Source organism: Paraburkholderia sp. GAS334 (assembly GCF_050436625.1).
Lineage (GTDB): Bacteria > Pseudomonadota > Gammaproteobacteria > Burkholderiales > Burkholderiaceae > Paraburkholderia.
The window spans coordinates 1-21,949 of sequence record NZ_JBNDMO010000033.1; the positions used below are offsets into that span (position 1 = coordinate 1).

The following is a 21,949-nucleotide window of genomic DNA, read 5'->3' on the forward strand; positions in this document are numbered from 1 at the left end:
TCGAAGAAGAGACTGCCCTGGATGTCTTGCCGTTCATCGAAGAGGTAGTGGAGCCCGGCTCCTTAGTGCGCACTGATGGCGGCTCTATCTATGGCTCTCTGGGCGACACCTATCAGCATGAGCGGTTCGCTATCAGATCTGTCATGCCGGGGTCGATCCCGGCGCATGTCCCACTGCCAGGCGTGCATCGCGTAGCGTCGTTGCTGAAGCGCTGGCTCCTCGGGACACATCAGGGCGCGGTCAAGCCGATCCAGCTCGACTACTATCTTGATGAGTTCGTTTTCCGTTTCAATCGCCGCACGGCGCGATCCCGCGGTCTGCTTTTCTATCGCCTGCTCGAGCAGGCTGTCATGACTGAACCGGTCACCTACAAGGCGGTGACCCGAAAACCCACTCCGACCAAGCGCCCATACGCCCGCAATCCGAAATTGTGGTGCTAACAGGATAGCCCTTAAATTTATACAGCATTCGACCAGGATGCAAGTCAATTCGCAGGATGTTGGACTCGGCGGAAAGAAAAGATAGCGATCAAAGTCGATGCGCAGTTGGTCGCAGAGCACGCAAGGGCTGCTGACTGTTGGTCTTTTCCTCCGGCAGTGCCCACCAGACTGGCCTACAGACCGTCAATATCGGTCGTCGTCGGATTCCGTTGCGTCGAATCGCATGGCCGACGGATCAGGAGGGGCTTAATTGGAAGGGGATCTCCAACGAAAAGAAAGCCCGCGCGAACGGCGGCCTAAATCCACATCTTGGAGACATGGAGGAGATGTTCATAAAGGTCACCTCATATTCCTCGAATGACCTTGCATGACCGTTTGATTTTCGCGAGGCGGCTCCGAAATTCGTACCTATTTGATCTTCGCTGCGGCGGCGATCTTGCGCACCGCCTCTTGCGGGTCTTCATTCGAGTTCATGAAGTTCGTTACGACGTCGGTAATCGCGCCTTCAGTGGCTGACGACTGAACATCACCAAAGGCGAACGACGGAAAGAACGTGTTGGATTTGATTGTGGTTTGCTCATCTGCGTATGACTTCTTGGCGCAGGCGTCGAACTTGTCCATTGAAACATCCTGCCTCACCGGAATCGAACCCTTGTAAAGACTGAATTGTTCCTGGAAGCCGGGGGACATGATTGTCTTGGCCAACGCAAGCTGTCCCGGCGTCGCTTCTTTTTTGCCGTTCTGCTGGAAAAACACGAACGAGTCTACTGTGTAGGTGAAGGCGTTCGACGTACCAGGCGCAGCCGCGCAGATATAGTCAACGTCGGCTTTCTTGTTCGCATTCGCGAACTCGCCTTTCGCCCAATCGCCCATGAATTGCATCCCACCCGATCCGTTGATGACCATGGCAGTCGCGAGATTCCAGTCGCGCCCAGTCGAGCCTTTGTCGAAGTAACCCTGAATCTTCCGGACAATCTGGAACACCTGCAACATCTGAGGCGAAGTGAGTGTTTTCTGGTCGAGATCAATCATGGCCTTGCGATAAAAATCCGCGCCCTGAGAAAGCACGACTGTCTCCCAGATGGTCATGTCTTGCCAAGGCTGGCCACCACGCGCGACGGGCGTAATGCCCGCAGCCCGGAACTTGTCGGCTAGCGCGAAGAACTCGGGCCATGTCGTCGGCGGCTTACCGCCCACTTTATCGAGGTCGGCTTTGTTGATCCACAGCCAGTTGATCCGGTGCACCGAGAATGGCGCGGCGACATAGTGGCCTTTTGACATCATGGTCTTGTTGATCTGCGCTGGAAGTTGGGCTTTCCAGTCGGTAGCGGACTTGTCTATATCGACCAACACCCCTTGATCAGCCCAGTCCTGTATCAGCGGTCCCTTGATCTGCGCGGCCGACGGTGCGTTACCGGACATGACCTGTGTCTTCAATGCCGTCATGGCAGCCGCACCTGCGCCTCCGGCTACGGCGAAGTCTTTCCACTCGTAACCCTGCTTATTCATGTCGTCCTTAAGCACTCTGATCGCCTTCGATTCGCCGCCCGAGGTCCACCAGTGCAATACAGAAAGTGACTCGGCAGCACTTGCGACCTGTGCGCCTGTGGCAAGCGCCGCTGCGACAATTGCTGCTGACATGAGTGTTCTTTTCATTGCTGTCTCCGTTAGTTTTCTTTATGAATCACCAGACAGGCGCACGCCACGATGGCGTGCGTCAGGGTAGCGCTTACAGATCGAAACCGAGTTGAGCTTTACCGAGGGGCGTCAGATCTTCGGCGGTAGCCCGTCCGACAAAGTCGACTTCGAAATGGTCAGTCGGGAAGTCAGGCGGGCTCTTGCCTTCAAGGAAGCTGGGCAATTGGCGCCTGAGGTATTCATCGTTTTTGGCACACGCGGGCGCCGACGGGATATACATCACGTTGCTATAGCCGGCGCCACGGTGCGCGTCTTCCACTGCGTGGATCACATCGCTGTGCCAGAACACGGTGTCGCCTGCCTGCATGTGGGGAATCGATGACAGCGCGTCGAAAAGCGGTGCATGAAATTCCGGCTTGATGGAGAGCGCGCGGCCAGGCATCGCGCCGCACAGGTCGTCCTCGGCAACGTCGTCCTGAAGGGCGCGCAGCAGGATATAAGCCATCGAATTTGCAATGGGCACGAGTTGCAGCGTGCCGTCGCCAGGGCCTTGCGGCGTCAGTGCGGTCCAGCCCTGAAACGTGCGGAACATCGAACATACGGCGGGCGACGCAATCTCCTCTACGTCCGGCCGGAACGCGGCGTCGAACGGATCGTATTGACGCCAGTTGCCATCGAACACAAGCCGGTACACCTTGCGGAAGTTACCCTCGATCCACCGCTCGACCGAGCCGCCATCGCAATGCGCGGACAAGCCCAATGACTCGGAACCAGGCGGCCGTCGACGCATCCGGTCCGCGTAGACCGGGACGCGCTCTGGATCGAAATGGACCCGGCCTTCACTCTCATTGCGCCACAACCGGTTCAGAAAGACACGGGCCGCAGTCAGCGACGGCGCCTGCCGCGCGAGGACCTGTGGCTTTGACCAGTACACGCCGTAAATCTGTGGCTTGCTCGACGCGAGCTGGCCAAAGTATTTGTCCTCGGCGCGGTTCTGCAAGCGCGTATCCAGGTCGTTGCGTTCGACATAGTCTGCGATGTCGCGGTCCCACCCTTCCACCAGCGCGCGGTCGAACACATTGCGGATCACGCATGCACCACGCGTTTTGACGAGTTCAATCTGCTCGGCGCTCACGCGCTGCTCCGCGATGTCGGAGAACTGGATTTCGGGGATCACGCTTTCGCCGCGACTGCGTTGCGCGGCAATTCTGCTGGCTTCGGCGCGGATCGTTTCATCCACCTCGGCGAAAACATCGCGATAGTTCGGAAGTCGTGCGCGAAGCTCCTGCTTGGCCTGCCGGATGGCTGTCGGCAAATCGTCGATGATGAGTGCCATGGTCGTCTCCTTGTGGGTTCTGCTATAACCGCAGCATAGGCTGACCGCACCCACAAAAGTGATATCATCCAGACAATTTCTTTGCGTCTTCTGCCATGAAACCAGCATACGAACATGTCGAATTTGGCGACGACTGCTCGGTCAGGGTTTACCACCGGCGTCTGCCGCGCATTCCGTTTGAATGGCACCATCATCCCGAGTACGAACTGACCCTGACGCTGAACAGTCAGGGCAAGCGTTATATCGGCGATTCGATTGCAGACTATGTAGAGGAAGACCTGGTTCTCGTGCCGCCGAATCTTCCTCATACGTGGGCGTCGAACCGCTCGATTGACGCAGCATCTCCTCAGGTTGCAATCGTGATCTGGTTCGGCGGCGAATGGGCGCGGCGGCTTGCGGACGTCTGCCCGGAATATGCGCCTTTGCGTGACCTGTTGCGTCGGGCAGCTTGCGGACTGGCATTCAGTCCGCAGGTCGGCGCAGCGATGCGCGGACAGGTCGACGATCTGCTGTCCAGCACCGCGCGAGAACGCCTTGCCGCGGCACTCAATGTCTTGTGCATGCTCGCGGAAGCACCAGGTGATCCGCTTGCTTCGCCGACCGCGTTTAGCGACCGTGCAGAGGGTCCTTCCGGGCACGAACCGGAGCGTATAAACCGCGTGCTCTCAATGATCGATTTACGCTTCGCGGAACCGCTGCGTTTATCCGACCTTTGCGACGCTGCTAATGTGTCGGAACGTTCTCTGGCTCGTTATTTCGAGCAGCACATTGGAGAGAGCGTTGGGCGATATATCGCGCGAGTCAGGATTGGACACGCCTGCCGGATGCTCGCGCACACGTCCACTCCTGTTTCCGTCGTTGCAGCCCGGTCTGGATTTCCGAACGTCGCTAACTTCAACCGACAGTTCAAGGCGTTGAAGAACCTCACGCCCGCCGCTTACCGTAAACAGTTCGCGGCCGGCGATATTGCCGAAACAGACGCCAGTCCACAGATCAACGAACGCTCACCTTCGTTGCAACGGAACCTGCGACTACCGAAATCAATTGCGTAACGCAGGCAGACGACCCCAAGCGCGGGATTGAAGCTGGCCGTATTGGGATGCCTTCTCGTCGGGTAAGAGTTGGCACTCGTCTCGGTTTATGATTCGGCCGATGATGGTCGCGTACCGTCTCTCGCAGAGCTTGGCGCACGCGCCGCAATACTCATCGCTTGATGCATCACCCACCCACTTATGGCGGTTCGCTCGCACTTCCGCATAGGCGTTCGACCGTCGACTCCGCTCTGGCAGCGGACCGCAGCTTGACTGTCGTTGGTGCGTAAGCCGTGCGCGGTCTTCCATCGAAATGACGAAAACCGTTTGCCATGGCCACGCCTAGAAGCAGTGTTCCGAGGCGGGGAAGAGGTTCTCCTTCACTGCCTTGATATAGGCGCGGATAGCACCCTCGATACTCGACTCCCCGTCCATGAAGTTGCGTACAAAGCGAGCGGTCTTGCCGGGGAAGACGCCCAACATGTCGTGCATCACAAGCACTTGCCCCGAACAGTCCGGACCAGCCCCGATACCGATTGTCGGGATATCCAGCAACTTTGTCACTTCCCTCCCGACGGAAGTCGGAATGGCCTCAAGAAGGAGAAGAGAGGCGCCCGCTGCCTGCAGTGCGATGGCATCAGCTTTCAATTGCTCTACGTCTTCTGCTTTTTTCCCCTGTACCTTAAACCCACCGAGTCGATGCACGGACTGCGGCGTGAGGCCCAGATGAGCGAAAACCGGTACGCCACGCTCAGTGAGAAATCTTACGGTATCGGCCAGCCAGGCGCCCCCTTCAAGTTTGACCATCTGCGCACCTGCTTGCATCAGTTTCACAGCATTGTCGAATGCAGATTCCGGAGTTGCATAGGTACCGAATGGCATGTCAGCGGCCACAAATGCAGATCGGTTCCCTCGACTGACCGACGCTGTGTGATAAGCGATATCCGCTAGAGTGACCGGCAATGTCGTGCTGTGGCCCTGCAGTACGTTGCCGAGTGAGTCGCCCACCAGCACCATATCAACGCCACAGCGGTCCATCAACGATGCGAAGCTGGCGTCGTAACAGGTCAGCATTGCAATCCTTTCGCCTGCATTTTTCATGTTCAATAGCGAAGACACGGTGACCGCTTTGCGGCTTACGGCGCTCTCGCCTTCTTGGAGATATCCAGCCATATTTAGTACTCTTCGTTAAAAAGGGGGGTAGCTGCACGCGGGGTCGCCATGCTGCGCCGGCCGTCGTCAACCTCGATCTACTTCTCTTCCTTGCCGTGCATCACCATGATGGTTTGTTGCATCAATGCACACAGCGTTTCATTGCCTCCTTTGACGGCGAATACTTCTGCCTGAGTGACGATAAGCGTACGGCCGGGACGGACAACCCGGCCACGGGCAATCAGGCTGTTGCCGTCGGCCGCAGCAACCAGATTCAACTTGTATTCGACGGTCAAGACTGAAGCGCTGGCCGGTACCAAGGTCATAGCGGCGTATCCGCCAGCAGAGTCAGCAATCATGCCCACTACGCCGCCATGTACGAAGCCATGCTGCTGCTCGACACCACTCCAAACTGGTAGGTGAATTTCGGTGTGGCCGTGTTCAACCACGGGCAAAGTCGCCTGAATCAACGTCATCGCATTCTGGCGCATGAAGCTGGCGCGAATGCGTTCAGCGAAGAGGGAGTCGGGTATATGTGTCATAAGGGGGATGGTATTGGTAAATTCCATATCATCGAGCGACGCAAGCCGCTCCAATGCCAATGACGCGACTGACGGATCTGCGGACGCACGTGGCGATTGCTTTTTGTTTGGCGTACTCGCGTAAGTCACTCTTCTTGCGCCAGCCGCACGAGGATTTCAGCAAGGGCATGAATCTTCGGCTGGGCCGCACGTTGAGATGGATATACCAGAAAGTACGACGCACCGTTTCGCACTACCTCGCGAAATGGCGTCATCAGGGAACCCACATCAAGCTTTTCTTGCGCCATGCGTGGGTCGCCGATTGCAACCCCATGACCTTCTGCTGCGGCAGTGAGCGTCAATTCAAGTGTGTCGAATACAAGCCCCTGTCGAGCATTGATGTACGTCGCCCCGACACCATCAAGCCAACCACGCCATTCCGCATAACCAGGTCCAGGATGTAGCAACGTCACGTCCGCAAGATCAGCGACCGATCTGAGAGACGCAGCCAATGCGGGTGTGCACATTGGCGCGAGCGTCTCGGCAAACAGCGGTACCGCTTCTACGCCCACCCACTGTCCGGTGCCACGCACAACAATGGCGTCGACATCCGGCGCGGTGAAATCCGGCATGTCGTCAGCGGATGTCGAGATCCGCAGCTCAGTGCCGCCCAGCGCATTGTTGATTTCTGCCAGCCGCGGGAGCAACCAGCGAATCGCAAAGGTGGACGGTAACCGCACAGTGATCACCGACGCCGCGACATGCTGAATTGCAGCATGTTGAACGAGCTGCGTCAGCACGTGGACTGCCACCGTAAGCAGCGTGTCTCCTTCGGCTGTCAACGCGAGGCCCGACGCGTGGCGAACGAAAAGAGCACATTGATAATGTGCTTCCAGTTGCTGGATCTGCCGGCTGACCGCTCCCTGCGTGCGGCACAGGTGATCTGCGGCCTTGCTTACACTGCCGAGATATGCCGCAGCGACGAACGCCTGAAACCGGGTTAGCGATGGTAGCGGGCGAGTCAGATCGGCCAGGGGGTATGTTCCGGTCGCATACCCGGCTTGCGGATTTTTCGATTGTTCGGTCATCGGTACGTCGCTATCTTGTTTCAACCGCGTGCATGCTCGTTTGACCGGGCAGCGTCTTTAACGAATCATCGGAGGTTACTGTGGTGTCGTCGCCAGAATTACTCTATACGCATCAGGTTCGCGCCTACCTCAAAGCGCTGGAGCGCGGCGACGTCGCCGCGATCTGCGCACTGTTTGCACCGGATGCGCAGATTTTCTCGCCGTTTCTCGGCTGGATGCAAGCTGCGCCGTTCTTTGCCAAAGTCAGCGAGGCGTCGGGAGAGAGCAAGATTACACCTATCGACATCTGCGTCAGCACAACGGGCGCTAGACGTGCGACGGGTTACTTCATCTACAATTGGGTGCTGAAAGACGGTTCCGCCGTGCGCTTCGAGTGCGTCGATGTGTTCGAGTTCGACGCAAACGGGCTCGTCGAGCGCATGAAAATTGTGTACGACACTTATCCGATCCGCAGCGCGGTCGGCGATAAGTACGCGTAGTGTGGACCCCACATACACAGAGGTGATTGAACAGTGCCGCAGTGCCGCGCTGGGTGGACATGTGTTGCGCTGTTCCGGCTGCACACAGGTCGAGGTCGGCTGCAACTCGTGCTGCAACCGCCATTGCCCCAGGTGGCGGGCCAGCGCCGCATACCGGCGCCACGCTCGTGCTGCACACGTGGGGCTCGGCACTGACGCATCATTCACACTTGCATGGCATTGTCCCCGGCGGGGGCCTGTCGCACTATATCCACCGCGTCGCCATCTCCAACCAGCGGCTCCTCGCGCTCGTGCGCGACGCGGCTAACGTACGTTGGGGTGAATCCTGAGTCCACCCCGATTCAATCAGCGATCGAACGCGGGATAACCCCTAAGGCGCACGCCGATGACCGGCTTGCCCGCCCTCTCACGGCTTCTTTCTTCACCTTCACAAGATCGTTAGCTCGGAGATAACGAATTCCTGCCGGGCGTAATTGAACCGATGCCGCTCGCACCATAGACTCGATTCAAGTTTCCAGCGAGAGCGGTATGTCCGATCAAAGTCCGTCCTATTCCGGCTCGGCCACCCGCCTCGCGGAAAGCATTCCCGACTGCCGCCCATCGGTTCGATCACGGATGACGTGGTATTGCCGATCGACTGAATCGTGGGTGTCGTTCGAAACCTGATTTCGCCGGGCGATATGGGAGTTCGCCAGATCACAAAACGCCAGCGAATTCTTGCTACATGAGCCTACCCGGCCTTCTCTAACGCCGTCTCGCCAGTGTCTGCCTCGGGGCACCCGTAGCAGACGTATGGAAGTTGAAATTTGTCGCCGAAAAGCGGACACGTGTCGGCAGCTTCGGCCATTATCGCGAACGCCGACCCAGGAAAGCGACAGTAGTGAGCACATGGATACGTTGCATATCTCGTATCCGCAGGCAAGGTTCCGCGCTTGCTCCGGACGCGCACCGCGCGTGCGGTCATCCAGTGAGTAACGAGAATATAGGAGATATAAGATGCACAGGTCAGCATGGGTAAAGGCTTCGGTCGTATGCGCGGTGTTTGCGCTGGCCGGTTGTGGCGGCAATGATAACGTGGGAACGGGACCACACTTTGTCGCCGACATTGCGGTGCCGAACGTGAAAGCAGGGACCAATTTTTCGTTCGATATCGGCACCACGAACGGCAACCGCTACTATTTCACCGATCGCAATAACGCGGCTCTGGACGTGATAGACATTCCGACCAAGACCTTTGTCAAGTCGATCCAGGGCAGCGGGAATCTCGCATTCGCAGGTCTTGGGTCGGGCTCGAATTCGACGTCCGGGCCCGATGGCGCAACACCGGTCGGGAGCCTCTTCTATACCGGTGACGTCAACTCCGTGAAAATCGTCGACCCTTCTGCGGGCGCCGTGCTCACCAACATCCCTGTCAGCACCACGGGCGTGCGGGCGGACGAGGGTTGTCTCGACTCGACGCACGGCATCTTCATGATCTCGAGTCCAGAAGAGCCGACGCCATTCGCGACGTTCATCAGCATAACTACTCAAAGTGTGATCGCGAAAGTCACCTTCACGGACGCGGCCGGTCAACCCACTGCGGGGCTGGAGGCGTGCGTGTACGACGCGGCGAGCGACAACTTCTATGTCAATGTCGATGGAAGCACTGCAAATCCGCATGGCGAACTGGTCAAGCTGCCCGGCACAGCGATTCGCGCGATACCGTCTGGGACGACGCAGAATTACACAGCTCTTTCGGGTGTAGCGATGTACCCGGAAGGCAATTGCGATCCGACCGGTCTTGCGCTGGGGCCGGGCACCGACATCGCCGTTGGGTGCCGCGAGGCGACTACAGGCTCGCCACTGTTGATGCAAATCTTCAACCGGGCAAGCGGCGCGCTCGTCGCTTCACTTAACGCGGGCGGCGGCGATCAACTCGAATACGACGCCGCGACGAACCGATACTACAACGCGACAAGCCGGTGGACTGCATCGGGCAACGCTTCGACGAACGGAACGTGCACCGCGGCCTCGCCGTGCAAACCGATGCTCACGATCGTCGACGCTGGCTCGCGCAGCGTTGCGGCGCGGCTGAACACCGGCAACAATGCGCATTCGGTCGCGATTGATCCCGCAACTGGGCTCGTCTTTGTTCCCTACTCTTCTGCCACCGCGCCGGCTGGTTGTCCGGACTGCGCATCGAACGGGTTTGTCAACGGAGGGGTATCTGTGTTTGCCGCCCGATAGCAGCACGGCGAGCGGGCGATCGATATAGCCGGGGCTGGAGCGCTATCAAGCGTCCAGATCCCGGCCACCTGAGGTCGCCCGGAACGCAGTGTGCGTCGGCGGCTCAAGCCAGGCTGCAGCGGCCGGAGTCGGGGCACTTTGAGAGTGGCGTCGCTCGAAAATGCGGGCCGTGGTTCTGCATGAGCGTCGACGACGCGCGGCCGGAATGGACCACTGTGCCTCACGGTTAACCAGCTTTTCGTGAGGCGGATTTATCCAACTAATCGGGATGGCGCGCCAAGGCAGGTCGTCCAAAGTTCAACGACAACTATATTTTCGAAAGTCGGAATACATGAAGCGGACGGCGTGGGCTTTTCAATTGAGCTAAATATCTGCTCCCCAGGTTAATTGATCTGCGGAGGCGCGCAGGTTACGGTGCGAAAGCGAAGAACAAGGACGCGAGCCGTATCGAACGGCGTGGCATGACATACGGCGAAGATTGTCCGAGGAAACACCCGCATGAAGCCATTCGGAGGAGAGAACTTGCCCGACATCGAATCAATGACGCGAGAGAGCCGCGTTTTCAGCGTACCTGATGCGTTTTCAAAAGGGGCGACAATCTCGGGTATGGAACATTACGACGCTCTCTGCGCTGAAGCCGAAGAGGATTATGAAGGATTCTGGGCCCGCCTTGCCCGTACCAATCTCTTGTGGTCGAAGCCGTTCACCGAAGTCCTTGATGAAAGCAACGCACCGTTATATCGATGGTTTGGGGACGGCCAGCTCAATGCGTCATACAACTGTCTGGATCGCAACCTCCACGACGGGAACGGCGACAAGTTGGCCATCCTGTTCGAGGCCGATGACGGGACTCTGACGAGCGTCACGTACCGTGAGTTGCATGCCAGAGTCTGCCGCTTCGCGAACGCGCTCAAGGGCCTTGGCGTCGCCAGGGGCGATCGTGTCGTCATCTATCTGCCGATGTCGATCGAAGGTGTAGTGGCGATGCAGGCTTGCGCGCGTATCGGAGCGACGCATTCGGTGGTATTCGGTGGCTTTTCCGCGAAAGCGTTGCAGGAACGCGTCTCGGATCTCGGTGCGGTAGCGCTTGTCACGGCAGATGAACAGATGCGGGCGGGGAAAGCGCTCCCGCTTAAAGCGATTGCGGATGAGGCGATCGAACTGGGAGGTTGCGAATCCGTGCGTCACATGGTCGTTTACCGGCGAACGGGCGGCAGGATCAGATGGACAGAAAATCGTGACCGCTGGATGCACGAAATTTCGGCAGACCAGTCCGATATCTGCGACGCCGAACCGGTAGACGCCGAACACCCTCTCTTTGTTCTGTACACGTCCGGATCCACAGGGCGGCCCAAGGGTGTGCAGCACAGCACGGCCGGCTACCTTCTGTGGGCTATGCTCACGATGAAATGGACGTTCGACATCAAGGCCGACGACGTGTTCTGGTGTACCGCCGATATCGGCTGGATCACAGGGCATACCTATATCGTGTACGGGCCGCTCGCAGCGGGCGCGACGCAAGTGATGTTCGAAGGCGTACCAACTTACCCGGACGCGGGTCGCTTCTGGGAAATGATCGCGCGCCACAAGGTAAGCGTTTTCTATACCGCGCCCACAGCTATCCGGTCACTGATCAAGGCGGCGGAAGCGGATACTGAAATTCATCCTGCGGGCTATAACCTCTCGAGCTTGAGACTACTGGGCACCGTCGGCGAACCGATCAGCCCTGATACGTGGATGTGGTACTACCATCACGTCGGTGGAGACCGCTGCCCAATTGTCGATACATTCTGGCAGACCGAAACGGGGGGGCACATGATTGCGCCTTTGCCGGGCGCCACCCCGCTCGTCCCAGGTTCGTGCACGCTTCCGTTGCCGGGCATCATGGCGTCGGTCGTCGATGAAACCGGGCAGGTGTTGCCCAACGGCAGCGGGGGCCTCCTCGCCATCAAGCGCCCATGGCCATCGATGATCCGTACGATCTGGGCTGATACCGAACGGTTCAGGCAGAGTTATTTCCCGGCGGAACTCGGAGGGGACGTGTATCTCGCCGGGGATGGGGCGATCCGCGACAAGGACAGCGGGTATTTCACCATCACAGGACGCATCGACGACGTGCTCAACGTCTCCGGCCACCGGATGGGTACGATGGAAATTGAATCCGCACTGGTTGCTCACCCTATGGTTGCGGAGGCGGCCGTGGTGGGGCGCTCTGACGAAGTGACCGGGGAAGCCATCTGCGCCTTCGTGGTACTCAAGCTTGAGTGCCCGTCCGGCGCGCAAGCCCGGCAGCTCGCCGCGGAATTGCGTAAGTGGGTTGGCACGGAGATCGGCCCTATTGCCAAACCGAAGGACATTCGGTTCGGCGACAACTTGCCGAAGACGCGCTCGGGAAAGATCATGAGACGATTACTGCGTTCCCTGGCAAAAGGCGAAACGATCACGCAGGATGTCTCGACCCTCGAGAATCCGTCCATTCTGGACCAACTGGGCGAGGCGTTCTAGCGTGGGTTGGCGAGGAGAATGTTCACGGCGTTCCGCAGCCTGAAGAATGCGGGATTAACGCTATATGTCAGAAGCGGAGGCGAGCCGATAATCGTCGAATCAGATCATTTAACAGTTCAAGATGCGCGACCGAATCGACGACGAAATCACCTTTCGCAAGCTGGAAGTGCTGCTCGCATTTATGGACACCGGCAATCTGTCGAAGGCAGCGGAGGCTCTGAATGTGAGCACGGTCAGCGTGCACCGGGCGCTGCATTCGCTCGAACAAGGTGTGCGGTGTGCGCTGTTCCGGCACGAGGGCCGCAACCTGAAGTCGACGGAAGCCGCGCAGATGCTTGCCGATGTAGCACAGGAGGTGATCACGCTGATGTCCGATGGCATTCGCGCGACGCGTGAGGCCGCGGGTTACTCGTCGCATCGTCTGAAGATTGGCTCCCTGTATTCGCTGACCATCAAGACCGTGCCCGGCATCGTCATCGATATCAAGCTGCGGCGGCCGACGCTTCAGGTCGAGCTCGTGCTCGGGCCGAATGCCGAACTGATGGAGAAGTTGAAGCTGGGCGTCATCGATGCCGCCCTGATGGCGGTACCCGACGCCGAGCCTGAAGTTGAATCCATTCCGCTGTTCGAAGATGACATCTTTTTCGCAGCACCCGCCGGATCGCCCTACGCTAATCAGCAAGCCGTCGATTTGAGGGACTGTCGCGACGAGACATTCGTTTCGCTAGGCGAGGGCTTCGCGACGTATCATGGCTTTCTGGAGGCGTTTCGCGTCGCGGACTTCACTCCGAACGTCACTATGAGAGTCGGCGATATATTTTCGCTGATGAACCTTGTGAGCGGCGGGGTCGGTTATACGCTTTTGCCAGGGCGTGTACGCGGTGTATTCGGCGACAAGGTGCAATTCATTCCGCTACAGCCGCGATACCTGATGCGCCAGACCATTGGCGTGAGCTTCCTGCGTGCACGCGAACGGGATCCGAACCTGCTCGCGCTCATGGCCGTCTGCCGTCTTCGCACGAGAAGCGTCGACTGACCGCCACTCCTCAGGCGGCCATTACTGGCGCGCCTGTTCCCGCTCAATGAGCGTGCCAAGGTCCGGAAGTGAGGTCGCGCTGCATACCGCGATCCCCTCCGTGAAAATCGCGCTGCTCAGCCGGGTCAGCACGCTGGATGGCGGCATCTCGATCGCGAGGCGCGCGCCTCGTTCCCATGCGAGCCTCACTGTATCGTCCCAGCGCACCTGCCGCGCCATATTGCCGGCAAGATCGGCCGCGATGCGCGGGCCGTCGAAAAGTGGGCGTGCAATGCTGCTGCTCAGATACACAAGGGGAGGCGCGCGCACGGAGACCTGGCCGAAGGCATCGGCGAGCGCAGTCGCGGACGCGTCGAGCAAGGCGCAATGCGAAGGGACCGCCACGTCGAGACGCTCATAGCGTTGCGCCCCGTGCTCCCCCGCAAGTGTTGCAAGGCGTTGCATGGCGGCATCGCTGCCCGCGACCACCATCTGCGTCTGGGCGTTGATGTTTGCCAGAAAGACCGGCATGGCCGGGCTGTTCACTTCCGCGATCAATCGTTCGAGCGCGCGCTGCGTCATGCCGACGATCGCGGTCATGCCGTAGCCGTGCGGGAAGGCTCGTTCCATCAACTGGCCGCGCAACGCGACGAGCCTGACGGCGTCGGCGTAGCGCAGAGCGCCGGCGATCACTGCGGCTGGATAGGCGCCAATCGAAAGGCCCGTGACCATGTCGGGTTTATGGCCGAAGGCGCTGATGGCCCGCGCCTGGGCGACGCCCGCGATCAGCAGACAAAGTTGGACCGCGACGGTGGAGCGCAGCGAGTTCGTGTCGTCAAGCGACAGGGCGTCGTAGCCCAGCGCGTCACTGGCTTCTTCCAGTGCGCGAGCGACCTCGGCGTGATCCGGCAACGCGTGCAGCATGCCGCTGCGCTGCGCGCCCTGGCCAGGGAAAGTGAATAGCACGCTCACGATGCGCCGGCGGCCCGCGGGTCCGCTACCAGCAGGGGATAGTGCGGCTGGAGCAGACCGTCGATGGTTTCGGGGATGGACAAGCGATTCTCCTTCACGCCGCACATGCAGGGCTTCGCATTTCAGGTGCCCATCAGCGCTTTCGTCGCGAAGAACAGTACTGACGGTCCGAGCAGGCAGCCGACGCCCGTGTGAAACGTTGCAACCAGCGCGCCGTAGGGGACGAGGCGCCGGTCGGTCGCGGCGAGCCCTGCGCTCACGCCGCTGACAGTGCCCGCCAGTCCGCCAAAAATCATCGCGGAGCGCGGCGTCTTCAGTCCCATGAAGCCGGCTGCGAGCGGCGTACCGATCATCACGATGATCGCCTTGATCAGCCCTGCGGCGATGCTGAGCGCCATCACGTCGGAACTGGCACCGATCGCTGCTCCCGTCACCGGCCCCACGATGTAGGTGACCGCTCCCGCACCGATGGTGGTCATACTGACCGCGTCGGTATAGCCGAATGCGTGAGCGATGCTCGCGCCGACGATGAACGGCAACACGGTTCCGAGCAGCAGCGACACTACGCCGATGAGCCCGGCCTTGCGCGCCTCGGTGGCCTGCACCTCGAACGCTGTCGCGACGATGGCGAAATCCCGCAGCATCGCACCGCCCATCAGGCCGACGCCGGTGAAGAGCGGTAGGTCGGCGAGACCTTTTTGTCCTCCGGTGAATACACCGCCAACATAGGCCAGCGCGAGGCCGATCACGATAGCGACGGCCGAGCCGTGCACGCGCCCGAACGTCAGCTTGCGCGAAATCAGCGACGACACCCACATGATCAGGCCGACCAGCGCAAACGAGGTAACGAGGCCGTTCTGGATCAATACTTTATCGAGCATATGCAACATGACGCACTCCTGCTTCAGATTTCTTCGAGTTGCGGAGCGTTCACGAACGACGTGCTGTCGTGACCGGTGCGGGAAAGAACGGCGATGCAGCATGCGCAGAGGGCTGCGGCTCCCAATGCCGAAAGGAGCGCGACTGGACCGCCCTTGAGCGCGGCAACGACGTTCTGGTTGGCGGCCATGGCGACCACCACGGGGATATACATCGCACCCCAGAAGCCCACGCCCGCTTCAGTTTCCTTCGGCAGCAGCCCCTTCTTGTGCAGATAGAGACGCAGGAAAATCAGCAGCAGCATGGCGATGCCGACCCCGCCGACATTCGTCTTCACGCCGATCGCGACCCCGAGCAGGTCGCCGAGAAAGAGTCCCGCCAGATGGCAGAACGCAAGCAGTGCAGTTCCATAGATGATCATGTTGCGTCTCCTGTAGTAGCTTTATCGGCTCGAAGTCGGCCGGATTTGTTTGCGCCGCGGGGGGCATCAACACTGGTATCGCTGCGCGTTCAGCGCCATTGTTCGCGCAGCTTCTGACGCACTTTCACCGAGGCCGCGCGGTGTACGCTGCCGAGCCGACCGCCCAGGCCACGCGACGGGTCGGCGCGGATGTCGTCGAGCGCGGCTTGCAGCGTCTGTTCTACGATGGATTGATCGGCGCCCGTCGGTGCATCGGCGTTGCTCACACTGAGCAGTTTCCACAGCAACCCGAGCGACGCGTAGCTGTCGATGTCATAGGCCATCGGCGGCACGCGGGCCGTGAATGCTTCGAGATCGGCAACCGAGCGCAGCGTGACCCGCGCGGCGGATTCCTTGCCCATCGCGTGAACCATGACCTGCGAATCCGCAAGCGCTACCAGGCGGTTCGCCTGATAGCCGTGCGCGAGAAATGCACCCGACATCGCACGCCCCACGATCAGACCGATCACCGGATGGCCGGCGAGGCGCGCGCTCGCGTAGGCATCGGCGGCGCCGGCCAGGGCCTGATGGATGCCATAGGCTTCCTCTCGTCGGCCATACGCCTGGCTTGCGACGTCAATGACCGCGACAATTGCGCGCTTCTCGCGGCGCTTGTCGTCCTGTTGAGCATCGGCATCGACAACGTCGCGCACCGCCCGGGCGACCTCCCACGCCTCGACGAGACCGATCTCGCCGCTGCGCGCCCGCGGAAAGGGATTGTCGGGGTCCGGCACCACGGCAATAAAGCGCGCCGGATGGTCACCCAGCCGTGCGTCGGCGACACGCACCGAAGGCCGGTAGTCCGGCTGCAACGGCGTGCTGCAAGTAAGCGCATCCAGCCAGACGGCGCCGCGCTTCGAAAACTCGGCTGTGTTCATGACTGGAACCCCTTGCCGTAGATGGCGATCACATTTTCCGGGCTGCTCTGCTCGCTCGGATCGATTTCGGAAAGCCGTTGCAGAAAGCCCGCGACACGTTCGCTGCGGCACGCTTCGGGACGCCCCGCGCGGAAGCGTTCGATCACAGCGGTCCGGATCGCATCGGCGTCGTCGTCGACGTACACATCGATCAGACCCGTGCGATACCGTTGTTCGCCACCCGTGAAGCTCCAGATCATCGGACGGTCGCGTGAGTCGAATTCCGCGATCCCCGCTTCCTGCTCGATGACGGCCGGTCCGTTAAGACCGAGGCGCGCCTCGCGGGTCGCGATCAGATAGCTGCACAGGCCGGCTGCGATCGACATGCCGCCATAGCAGCCGATCGGGCCCGCCGTGATCCCTATTACGGGCTGGTAGCGCCGCAAATCGACGATGGCCGCGTGGATCTCCGCGATCGCCGCGAGCCCGAGGTTCGCCTCCTGCAACCGGACACCGCCGGTTTCGAAGAGAATGACGGCGCGCGTCGGGATGCCGTTGCGGTTATCCTCCGCAGCGAGTTCCAGGCTGCCGGCGATCTTCGCCGCCGACACTTCGCCCATGCTGCCACCCTGGAAGCCGCCATCGATGCCTAGCACGACGGCGGGCAGTCCGTCGATGGCTCCCCTGGCGACTACGGTGCCGTCGTCGGCCTGGGTCACGATGCCCTGACGCGCAAGCCACGGCGAGCTCACGCGCTCGAATGGATCAAGCAATTCGCTGAAGGTACCTTCGTCGAGCAGCTTCTTCGCGCGGCTGCGCGCATTGAGTTCAATGAAGCTTTCACGCGAGAGCAGTTCCTGTGCATCCATGTTCTTCACGCTCCACCGGTTTGAGTCAGTGCTTCGAACACCTGCCCGACGCGCATGCGCACAACGCCTGGCGTCGCGCCGAAATCGTTGATTTCGAGCTTTGCGGCCGGCAACGAGCCGTCACTGAAGATGCGTTCGAGTACGGCTTCCCAGACGCGGCTCATGCCATCCACCGAAGTGGTGATGTTCACGACAGTGCGGTTCCCGTCGTTCGTTTCGAGCAGTACTTCGAGGTCCCCGGACGCGACGACGCCTGCAAGTGCGCGGCCTCGGGCGGGGGCGCCCGCCGGGAAATCAAGGACGATGGTTTCCATTTGCTTTCCTATGCCTTCGTCGTGTGAGGGCCTTCGTTTTGGAGCCTGTCGAGAAAGAGTGCGGCGGCGAGCAGATCGGCCGCACCGCCGGGTGACACATGAAGGTCGACGAGCCGCCGGTCCAGTGCCTTCAAGTGACGCCGGCCCGCAAGCATGGCGGCTCCGCCGTGCTCCAGTACGCGTCGTGCTCCGCCTTGCGTCTCGGCGAGGGCGCTGCGTCCGCCTCGTGCGAGCACACAGGTGTCGTCGAGACTCGCCATAACGGCGAGCAACGCGTTCAGCCGGGCCGCCGTTTCACTGTCGCCTCGAAGGCGCGAACTCGCGAGTTCCGGCAAGGCAACCTCAACCACGTGCGGAAAGCCTGCCTGTGCCTGACCACGTGCGCCGCCGACGTCGTAGTCGAGACACGCCTGCTCGCCCTTGTGACCGGTCAGTGTGGGCGCGTGGCGGTCGGGCAGACGCGCGATCGATCCGGCAAGCGAGGTAACGCCATGCGGCGTGAGATCCGTCGGCTCGCGCGCTGCAGCGGTCACGAGCAGCCCGAGCGCCCAGATCGCGCCGCGATGGGTGTTGACGCCGCCCGTCGCGTGCAGCATCCGGACTTCGCCGTTGCGTCCGATAGCGCCGATGCGCTCGCGAAGCGCCAGCATCGGCCGGGTTTCGATGGCCGCGTGTGCCAGTTCCACAAAGGTCGGCTCCAACGCATGGGCCGACGCGCACATCAGGTGCCAGTCGAGGTCGTCGTGCGCGCCGCGGCTGCGAATATCGACGAGACCGGGCTTCGGCGCGAGCGTGACTTCCTCGATGAGTGCCGCGGCCACGTGCCCACCTAGACGTTCGGCGAGCCGGCCCCACTCGGCGGTTTGCAACTGCGGGACCGTCGCGGGAGCCTTTGCAAAACTGTCGCGCATCACCAGCTCCTGAAGCGAGCGGGTGGGGCGTACAGCCCATCGGACCAGTCGACGAGATCCGCCATGCTCTTTGCGGCCAGCAGCGAGCGATTGGCTTCGTTGCGGTGAATGCCGAGATCCTCTGGCAGCGCGACAAAGCCATCGCGACGCAGCGCAGCGAGCCTGTCTGCGCTGCTCGTCAGGCCAACCGGCGTGACACCGGCGACGGCGGCGATCATCTCCTTGCGGTGTTCAATGGAGCGGGCCTTATAGAGGTAGGCGATGCCTTCTTCCGTCAGCACATGGGTGACGTCGTCGCCATAGATCATGACCGGCGCGAGTGGCATGCCCGCCTCGCGGCCTACTTCGACCGCGTCGATTGATTCGACGATGGTCGGCTGCCCACCCGCCTGGAACGTCTCGACCATCTGGACCACCAGCTTGCGGCCACGTTCGAGCGGGCTGTCGGTTTGCAGCAGATCGAGCCAGGCGGGGGACGCGTGGCGGCGGCCGTGCGGATCGTGTCCCATGTTTGGTGCGCCGCCGAAGCCGGTTAGCCGACCGTGCGTCACCGTCGAAGAGTTGCCGAGACCATCCATCTGCAGGGTTGAGCCGATGAACATGTCGACTGCGTATTGCCCCGCGAGCTGGCACAGGGCACGATTGGAACGCATCGACCCGTCCCGGCCCGTGAAGAAGATGTCCGGGCGTTCCGCGACATAAGCTTCCATGCCCAGTTCGCCGCCAAAGCAGTGCACACTCTCAACCCAGCCCGTTTCGATTGCCGGAATCAAGGTCGGATGTGGGTTCAAGGTCCAGTGTTTGCAGATCTTGCCCTTCAGGCCGAGCTTTTCGCCGTAGGTCGGAAGGATCAGTTCGATTGCCGCTGTGTTGAAACCGATGCCGTGATTGAGTGACTGCACCTGATGCCGCTCGTAGATACCGCGAATCGCCATCATTGCCATCAGCACGTGGATAGGCGTGATGAGACGCGGATCGCGCGTGAAAAGTGGCTCGATGAAAAACGGCTTGTCGGATTGGACGACGTAGTCGATCCACGAACCGGGGATATCCACACGCGGCAGGTCCTTCGGGTCGTCGACGATTTCATTGACCTGCGCGATCACGATGCCGTCACGAAACGCGGCGGCTTCGACGAGCGCGGGCGTATCTTCGGTGCTCGGGCCGGTGTAGAGATTGCCCTGTCGATCGGCCTTGTAGCCGGCCACGAGTACGACGTTGGGTGTCAGATCAACGTAGAGCCGCGCGTACAGTTCGATGTAGGTATGGATCGCGCCGATTTCGAGAATGCCGTCCTGAAGGAACTGCGAGATGCGCAGGCTTTGCGTACCGGCGTAGGCGAAGTCGAGCTTTCTGGCAATGCCGCGCTCGAAAAGATCCAGATGTTCGGCGCGGCTCACGCTCGGGATGATCAGGTGCAGGTCGTTGACGATGCCCGGATCGACCCTGGCGAGCGCGCGCGACAGAAAATCGGCCTGTTTCTGGTTGTTGCCCTCGACGACAACCCGGTCGCCCGGCGCGATCAGGTTTTGAAGGACGTCGACGATGCGCCCGGTGGGCAATACCACGCCATCCGCGATCGATGCGACGCGCGCGAGGCGGCGATGTTTTTCCGCACGCCGCGTGGCCCAATGGGACGGACTCTGACTGGACATGTGTGCTCTCGCTCTGGACATGAGATGAGTCTATGGAGCGAGGGGTATCGGTTCAATCACGTTCGGGGCGAGTCCGTTATCCCAAGGGTAATGATCCTTCGGGCGGAGCGCTAAAACCGCTAAAGGACCGGGTGCGAGGGCTTGACCTCGTCACTTAGGGGTTTTCCCGTTCAACGTGAGAGCGCATCGTTTCAGCGTATTTGGGCTGGGCGTCGAATGCCCGACGCCACGCGGCGTCTCGATGAAGCGTTCGTCACGCTATGCCGCGAACCTTGTCTGCTGTGGCGTGCGGTTCGACGTTCCGCTTCAGAAACGCTGCGACAAGGCTACAGCGAAGCGGTTCTTTAAACACAGGCTTGCCGCCTGCCGCTGAGCGCCGCGCAGGACTTTCACTGATCACTGACGCAGTTATCCGGCCGCGAAGGTCGAACTCGACGGCGGTAGGCACGTGCGTCAAAGCTCGTGTCCGGATCGACAATCGTGTCGAAAGAGTTGTCGACCAATGCGTGTGTTATGGGAATTACCACCAGGTCAGTCAGGAATGCGGCAGCTTTAGGACTTCACATTCGATCGCCGCGGTCCGCAGACAAGATCCTGATCGCTGTTCAGTCAATCTTCAGCCACGTCGATCGAGATCACAGTGCCTGTGTACTGAGCACTTTCGATGTGCAGTTTTGCGTCAATCAACCTGGCACGTTCGACCATGCCTTGCAGGCCATACGAATATCCAGCACCGGCCTCACCCGTATCGAAGCCCCGGCCGTCATCAATGATCCTCAGTTTCACACCACTTCCAGTTCTGGATATCGTCATTTTCACCCGCGACGCGCCAGCATGGCGGGCGACGTTGGTCAACGACTCCTGCGCGATACGAAAAATTGCCGTCGCACGCGCGTCCGAAAAGCGCGGTTCTGCACCCTGAATGTGGAGGTGACAGGAAATCCGGGCGTGACGCCTGAAATCATCGACGAGCCATTCGAGCGCTGACGCGAGACCAAAATTCAGGGCGACCGGTCGCAGATGGCTGGTCACATTACGTACGATCTGGATCGTCTTCTCAACCAGCGCCCGCATCTCGTCGACCTTGTGCATTGCAGCCGAATCATTGGCAAGCTGCATCTCGAGCAAGGATACGTTCATTTTCAATGCTGTCAGCATTTGACCGAGTTCATCGTGAACTTCCATCGCGATGTGCTTTCTTTCCTCCTCGCGCACCGCCTCCATATGCGCGGACAACTGACGCAGCTGTTCGCTCGACTCCAGCAGTTCGAGTTCGGTGTGTTTGCGCTCGTCGGCCTTCAGTTCGAACTGGTTCTGATGGCCTCGCAGCTTGGCCACTACATGCTTGCGGACAGTCACATCGGTCAGCAAGCCTACGCGATCGTCGGGCGCGAGGCGGTGATCCTTTTGCTCGCGACGAGCGGCCCAGCGAGATGGAGACGGACTTTGGCTGGACATGTTTGCTCACCCTCGGGACATGAGGCGAGTCTATGGAGCGAAGGGTATCGATTCAATCACGTTCGAGGCGGGTTCGTTATCTCAAAGGTAATGTTCTTTTGATCTGATAGCTAAGACCGTGACTGGACTGTTCAAGAGGGTAG

Annotated in this window: 20 protein-coding genes and 2 pseudogenes; 8 read left to right on the forward strand and 14 right to left on the reverse strand. The window is 60.3% G+C overall.

Annotation, left to right across the window (positions count from 1 at the left end):
• On the forward strand, window positions 1–440 hold a 440-nt coding region (locus tag P3T21_RS32930), incomplete at its 5' end, for a transposase (RefSeq protein WP_429260121.1).
• A gap of 408 nt (window positions 441–848) precedes the next feature.
• Here P3T21_RS32930 and P3T21_RS32935 read toward each other — a convergent pair.
• Together P3T21_RS32935 and P3T21_RS32940 are read right to left on the reverse strand one after the other, a co-directional pair.
• Window positions 849–2,096: an ABC transporter substrate-binding protein gene (locus P3T21_RS32935; protein ID WP_429260122.1), complete on the reverse strand. Its 1,248-nt coding sequence runs from the start codon at window positions 2,094–2,096 to the stop codon at window positions 849–851.
• 73 nt (window positions 2,097–2,169) lie between these two features.
• Window positions 2,170–3,414 (reverse strand): DUF1479 domain-containing protein, encoded by a 1,245-nt coding sequence (locus P3T21_RS32940; protein ID WP_429260123.1) that lies wholly within the window; start codon window positions 3,412–3,414, stop codon window positions 2,170–2,172.
• Between the two features lie 95 nt (window positions 3,415–3,509).
• Here P3T21_RS32940 and P3T21_RS32945 point away from each other — a divergent pair, with 95 nt between their 5' ends.
• Window positions 3,510–4,466 (forward strand): helix-turn-helix domain-containing protein, encoded by a 957-nt coding sequence (locus P3T21_RS32945; RefSeq protein WP_429260124.1) that lies wholly within the window; start codon window positions 3,510–3,512, stop codon window positions 4,464–4,466.
• A gap of 321 nt (window positions 4,467–4,787) precedes the next feature.
• Here the strand turns inward: P3T21_RS32945 and panB are convergent, their stop codons facing one another.
• The 3 genes from panB to P3T21_RS32960 form a co-directional block, all read right to left on the reverse strand.
• A complete protein-coding gene (panB, locus tag P3T21_RS32950; RefSeq protein WP_429260125.1) occupies window positions 4,788–5,618 on the reverse strand; it encodes a 3-methyl-2-oxobutanoate hydroxymethyltransferase in 831 nt (276 codons plus the stop codon).
• 77 nt (window positions 5,619–5,695) lie between these two features.
• Window positions 5,696–6,139, reverse strand: coding sequence for a PaaI family thioesterase (locus P3T21_RS32955; protein WP_429260160.1), 444 nt, complete (start codon window positions 6,137–6,139; stop codon window positions 5,696–5,698).
• A 125-nt stretch (window positions 6,140–6,264) separates the two neighbouring features.
• On the reverse strand, window positions 6,265–7,206 hold the full coding sequence (locus P3T21_RS32960) for a LysR substrate-binding domain-containing protein (RefSeq protein ID WP_429260126.1): 942 nt from the start codon (window positions 7,204–7,206) through the stop codon (window positions 6,265–6,267).
• 80 nt (window positions 7,207–7,286) lie between these two features.
• On the opposite strand from P3T21_RS32960, the gene P3T21_RS32965 reads away from it, so the two are divergent.
• The 6 genes and pseudogenes from P3T21_RS32965 (at window position 7,287) to P3T21_RS32990 (ending at window position 13,452) form a co-directional block, all read left to right on the forward strand.
• Window positions 7,287–7,685 carry a nuclear transport factor 2 family protein gene (locus tag P3T21_RS32965; protein WP_429260127.1) on the forward strand — a complete coding sequence of 133 codons (399 nt, stop codon included), beginning with the start codon at window positions 7,287–7,289 and terminating at the stop codon, window positions 7,683–7,685.
• A gap of 25 nt (window positions 7,686–7,710) precedes the next feature.
• A pseudogene (locus P3T21_RS32970) lies at window positions 7,711–7,812 on the forward strand (transposase zinc-binding domain-containing protein); the annotation flags it as partial.
• A 19-nt stretch (window positions 7,813–7,831) separates the two neighbouring features.
• A pseudogene (locus P3T21_RS32975) lies at window positions 7,832–7,927 on the forward strand (transposase); the annotation flags it as partial.
• A gap of 754 nt (window positions 7,928–8,681) precedes the next feature.
• A complete protein-coding gene (locus tag P3T21_RS32980) occupies window positions 8,682–9,911 on the forward strand; it encodes a hypothetical protein (protein WP_429260128.1) in 1,230 nt (409 codons plus the stop codon).
• A 498-nt stretch (window positions 9,912–10,409) separates the two neighbouring features.
• Entirely contained in the window at window positions 10,410–12,416 is a 2,007-nt protein-coding gene (acs, locus tag P3T21_RS32985; protein ID WP_429260129.1) for an acetate--CoA ligase, read from the forward strand.
• Between the two features lie 121 nt (window positions 12,417–12,537).
• Window positions 12,538–13,452, forward strand: coding sequence for a LysR family transcriptional regulator (locus tag P3T21_RS32990; protein WP_429260130.1), 915 nt, complete (start codon window positions 12,538–12,540; stop codon window positions 13,450–13,452).
• A 21-nt stretch (window positions 13,453–13,473) separates the two neighbouring features.
• Here P3T21_RS32990 and mdcH read toward each other — a convergent pair whose 3' ends face one another.
• The 9 genes from mdcH to P3T21_RS33035 all read right to left on the reverse strand — a co-directional run bounded on the left by mdcH (window position 13,474) and on the right by P3T21_RS33035 (window position 21,719).
• Entirely contained in the window at window positions 13,474–14,403 is a 930-nt protein-coding gene (gene mdcH / locus P3T21_RS32995; RefSeq protein ID WP_429260131.1) for a malonate decarboxylase subunit epsilon, read from the reverse strand.
• Between the two features lie 122 nt (window positions 14,404–14,525).
• The gene (gene madM / locus P3T21_RS33000) at window positions 14,526–15,293 is read right to left on the reverse strand and encodes a malonate transporter subunit MadM (RefSeq protein WP_429260132.1); all 768 of its coding nucleotides are present in this window, start codon (window positions 15,291–15,293) and stop codon (window positions 14,526–14,528) included.
• A gap of 14 nt (window positions 15,294–15,307) precedes the next feature.
• A complete protein-coding gene (gene madL, locus P3T21_RS33005) occupies window positions 15,308–15,703 on the reverse strand; it encodes a malonate transporter subunit MadL (protein WP_429260133.1) in 396 nt (131 codons plus the stop codon).
• 89 nt (window positions 15,704–15,792) lie between these two features.
• Window positions 15,793–16,620 carry a biotin-independent malonate decarboxylase subunit gamma gene (gene mdcE, locus P3T21_RS33010; protein ID WP_429260134.1) on the reverse strand — a complete coding sequence of 276 codons (828 nt, stop codon included), beginning with the start codon at window positions 16,618–16,620 and terminating at the stop codon, window positions 15,793–15,795.
• Window positions 16,617–17,468, reverse strand: coding sequence for a biotin-independent malonate decarboxylase subunit beta (locus tag P3T21_RS33015; RefSeq protein ID WP_429260135.1), 852 nt, complete (start codon window positions 17,466–17,468; stop codon window positions 16,617–16,619). The genes mdcE and P3T21_RS33015 overlap by 4 nt, the downstream gene beginning before the upstream one ends.
• Before the next feature lie 5 nt (window positions 17,469–17,473).
• Window positions 17,474–17,782, reverse strand: coding sequence for a malonate decarboxylase subunit delta (locus tag P3T21_RS33020; protein WP_429260136.1), 309 nt, complete (start codon window positions 17,780–17,782; stop codon window positions 17,474–17,476).
• 8 nt (window positions 17,783–17,790) lie between these two features.
• Entirely contained in the window at window positions 17,791–18,693 is a 903-nt protein-coding gene (locus tag P3T21_RS33025) for a triphosphoribosyl-dephospho-CoA synthase (RefSeq protein WP_429260137.1), read from the reverse strand.
• Complete coding sequence (gene mdcA / locus P3T21_RS33030) at window positions 18,693–20,348, reverse strand: malonate decarboxylase subunit alpha (RefSeq protein WP_429260138.1); 1,656 nt, start codon at window positions 20,346–20,348, stop codon at window positions 18,693–18,695. The genes P3T21_RS33025 and mdcA overlap by 1 nt, the downstream gene beginning before the upstream one ends.
• 609 nt (window positions 20,349–20,957) lie before the next feature.
• Complete coding sequence (locus P3T21_RS33035; protein WP_429260139.1) at window positions 20,958–21,719, reverse strand: sensor histidine kinase; 762 nt, start codon at window positions 21,717–21,719, stop codon at window positions 20,958–20,960.
• Between the last annotated feature and the right edge of the window lie 230 nt (window positions 21,720–21,949).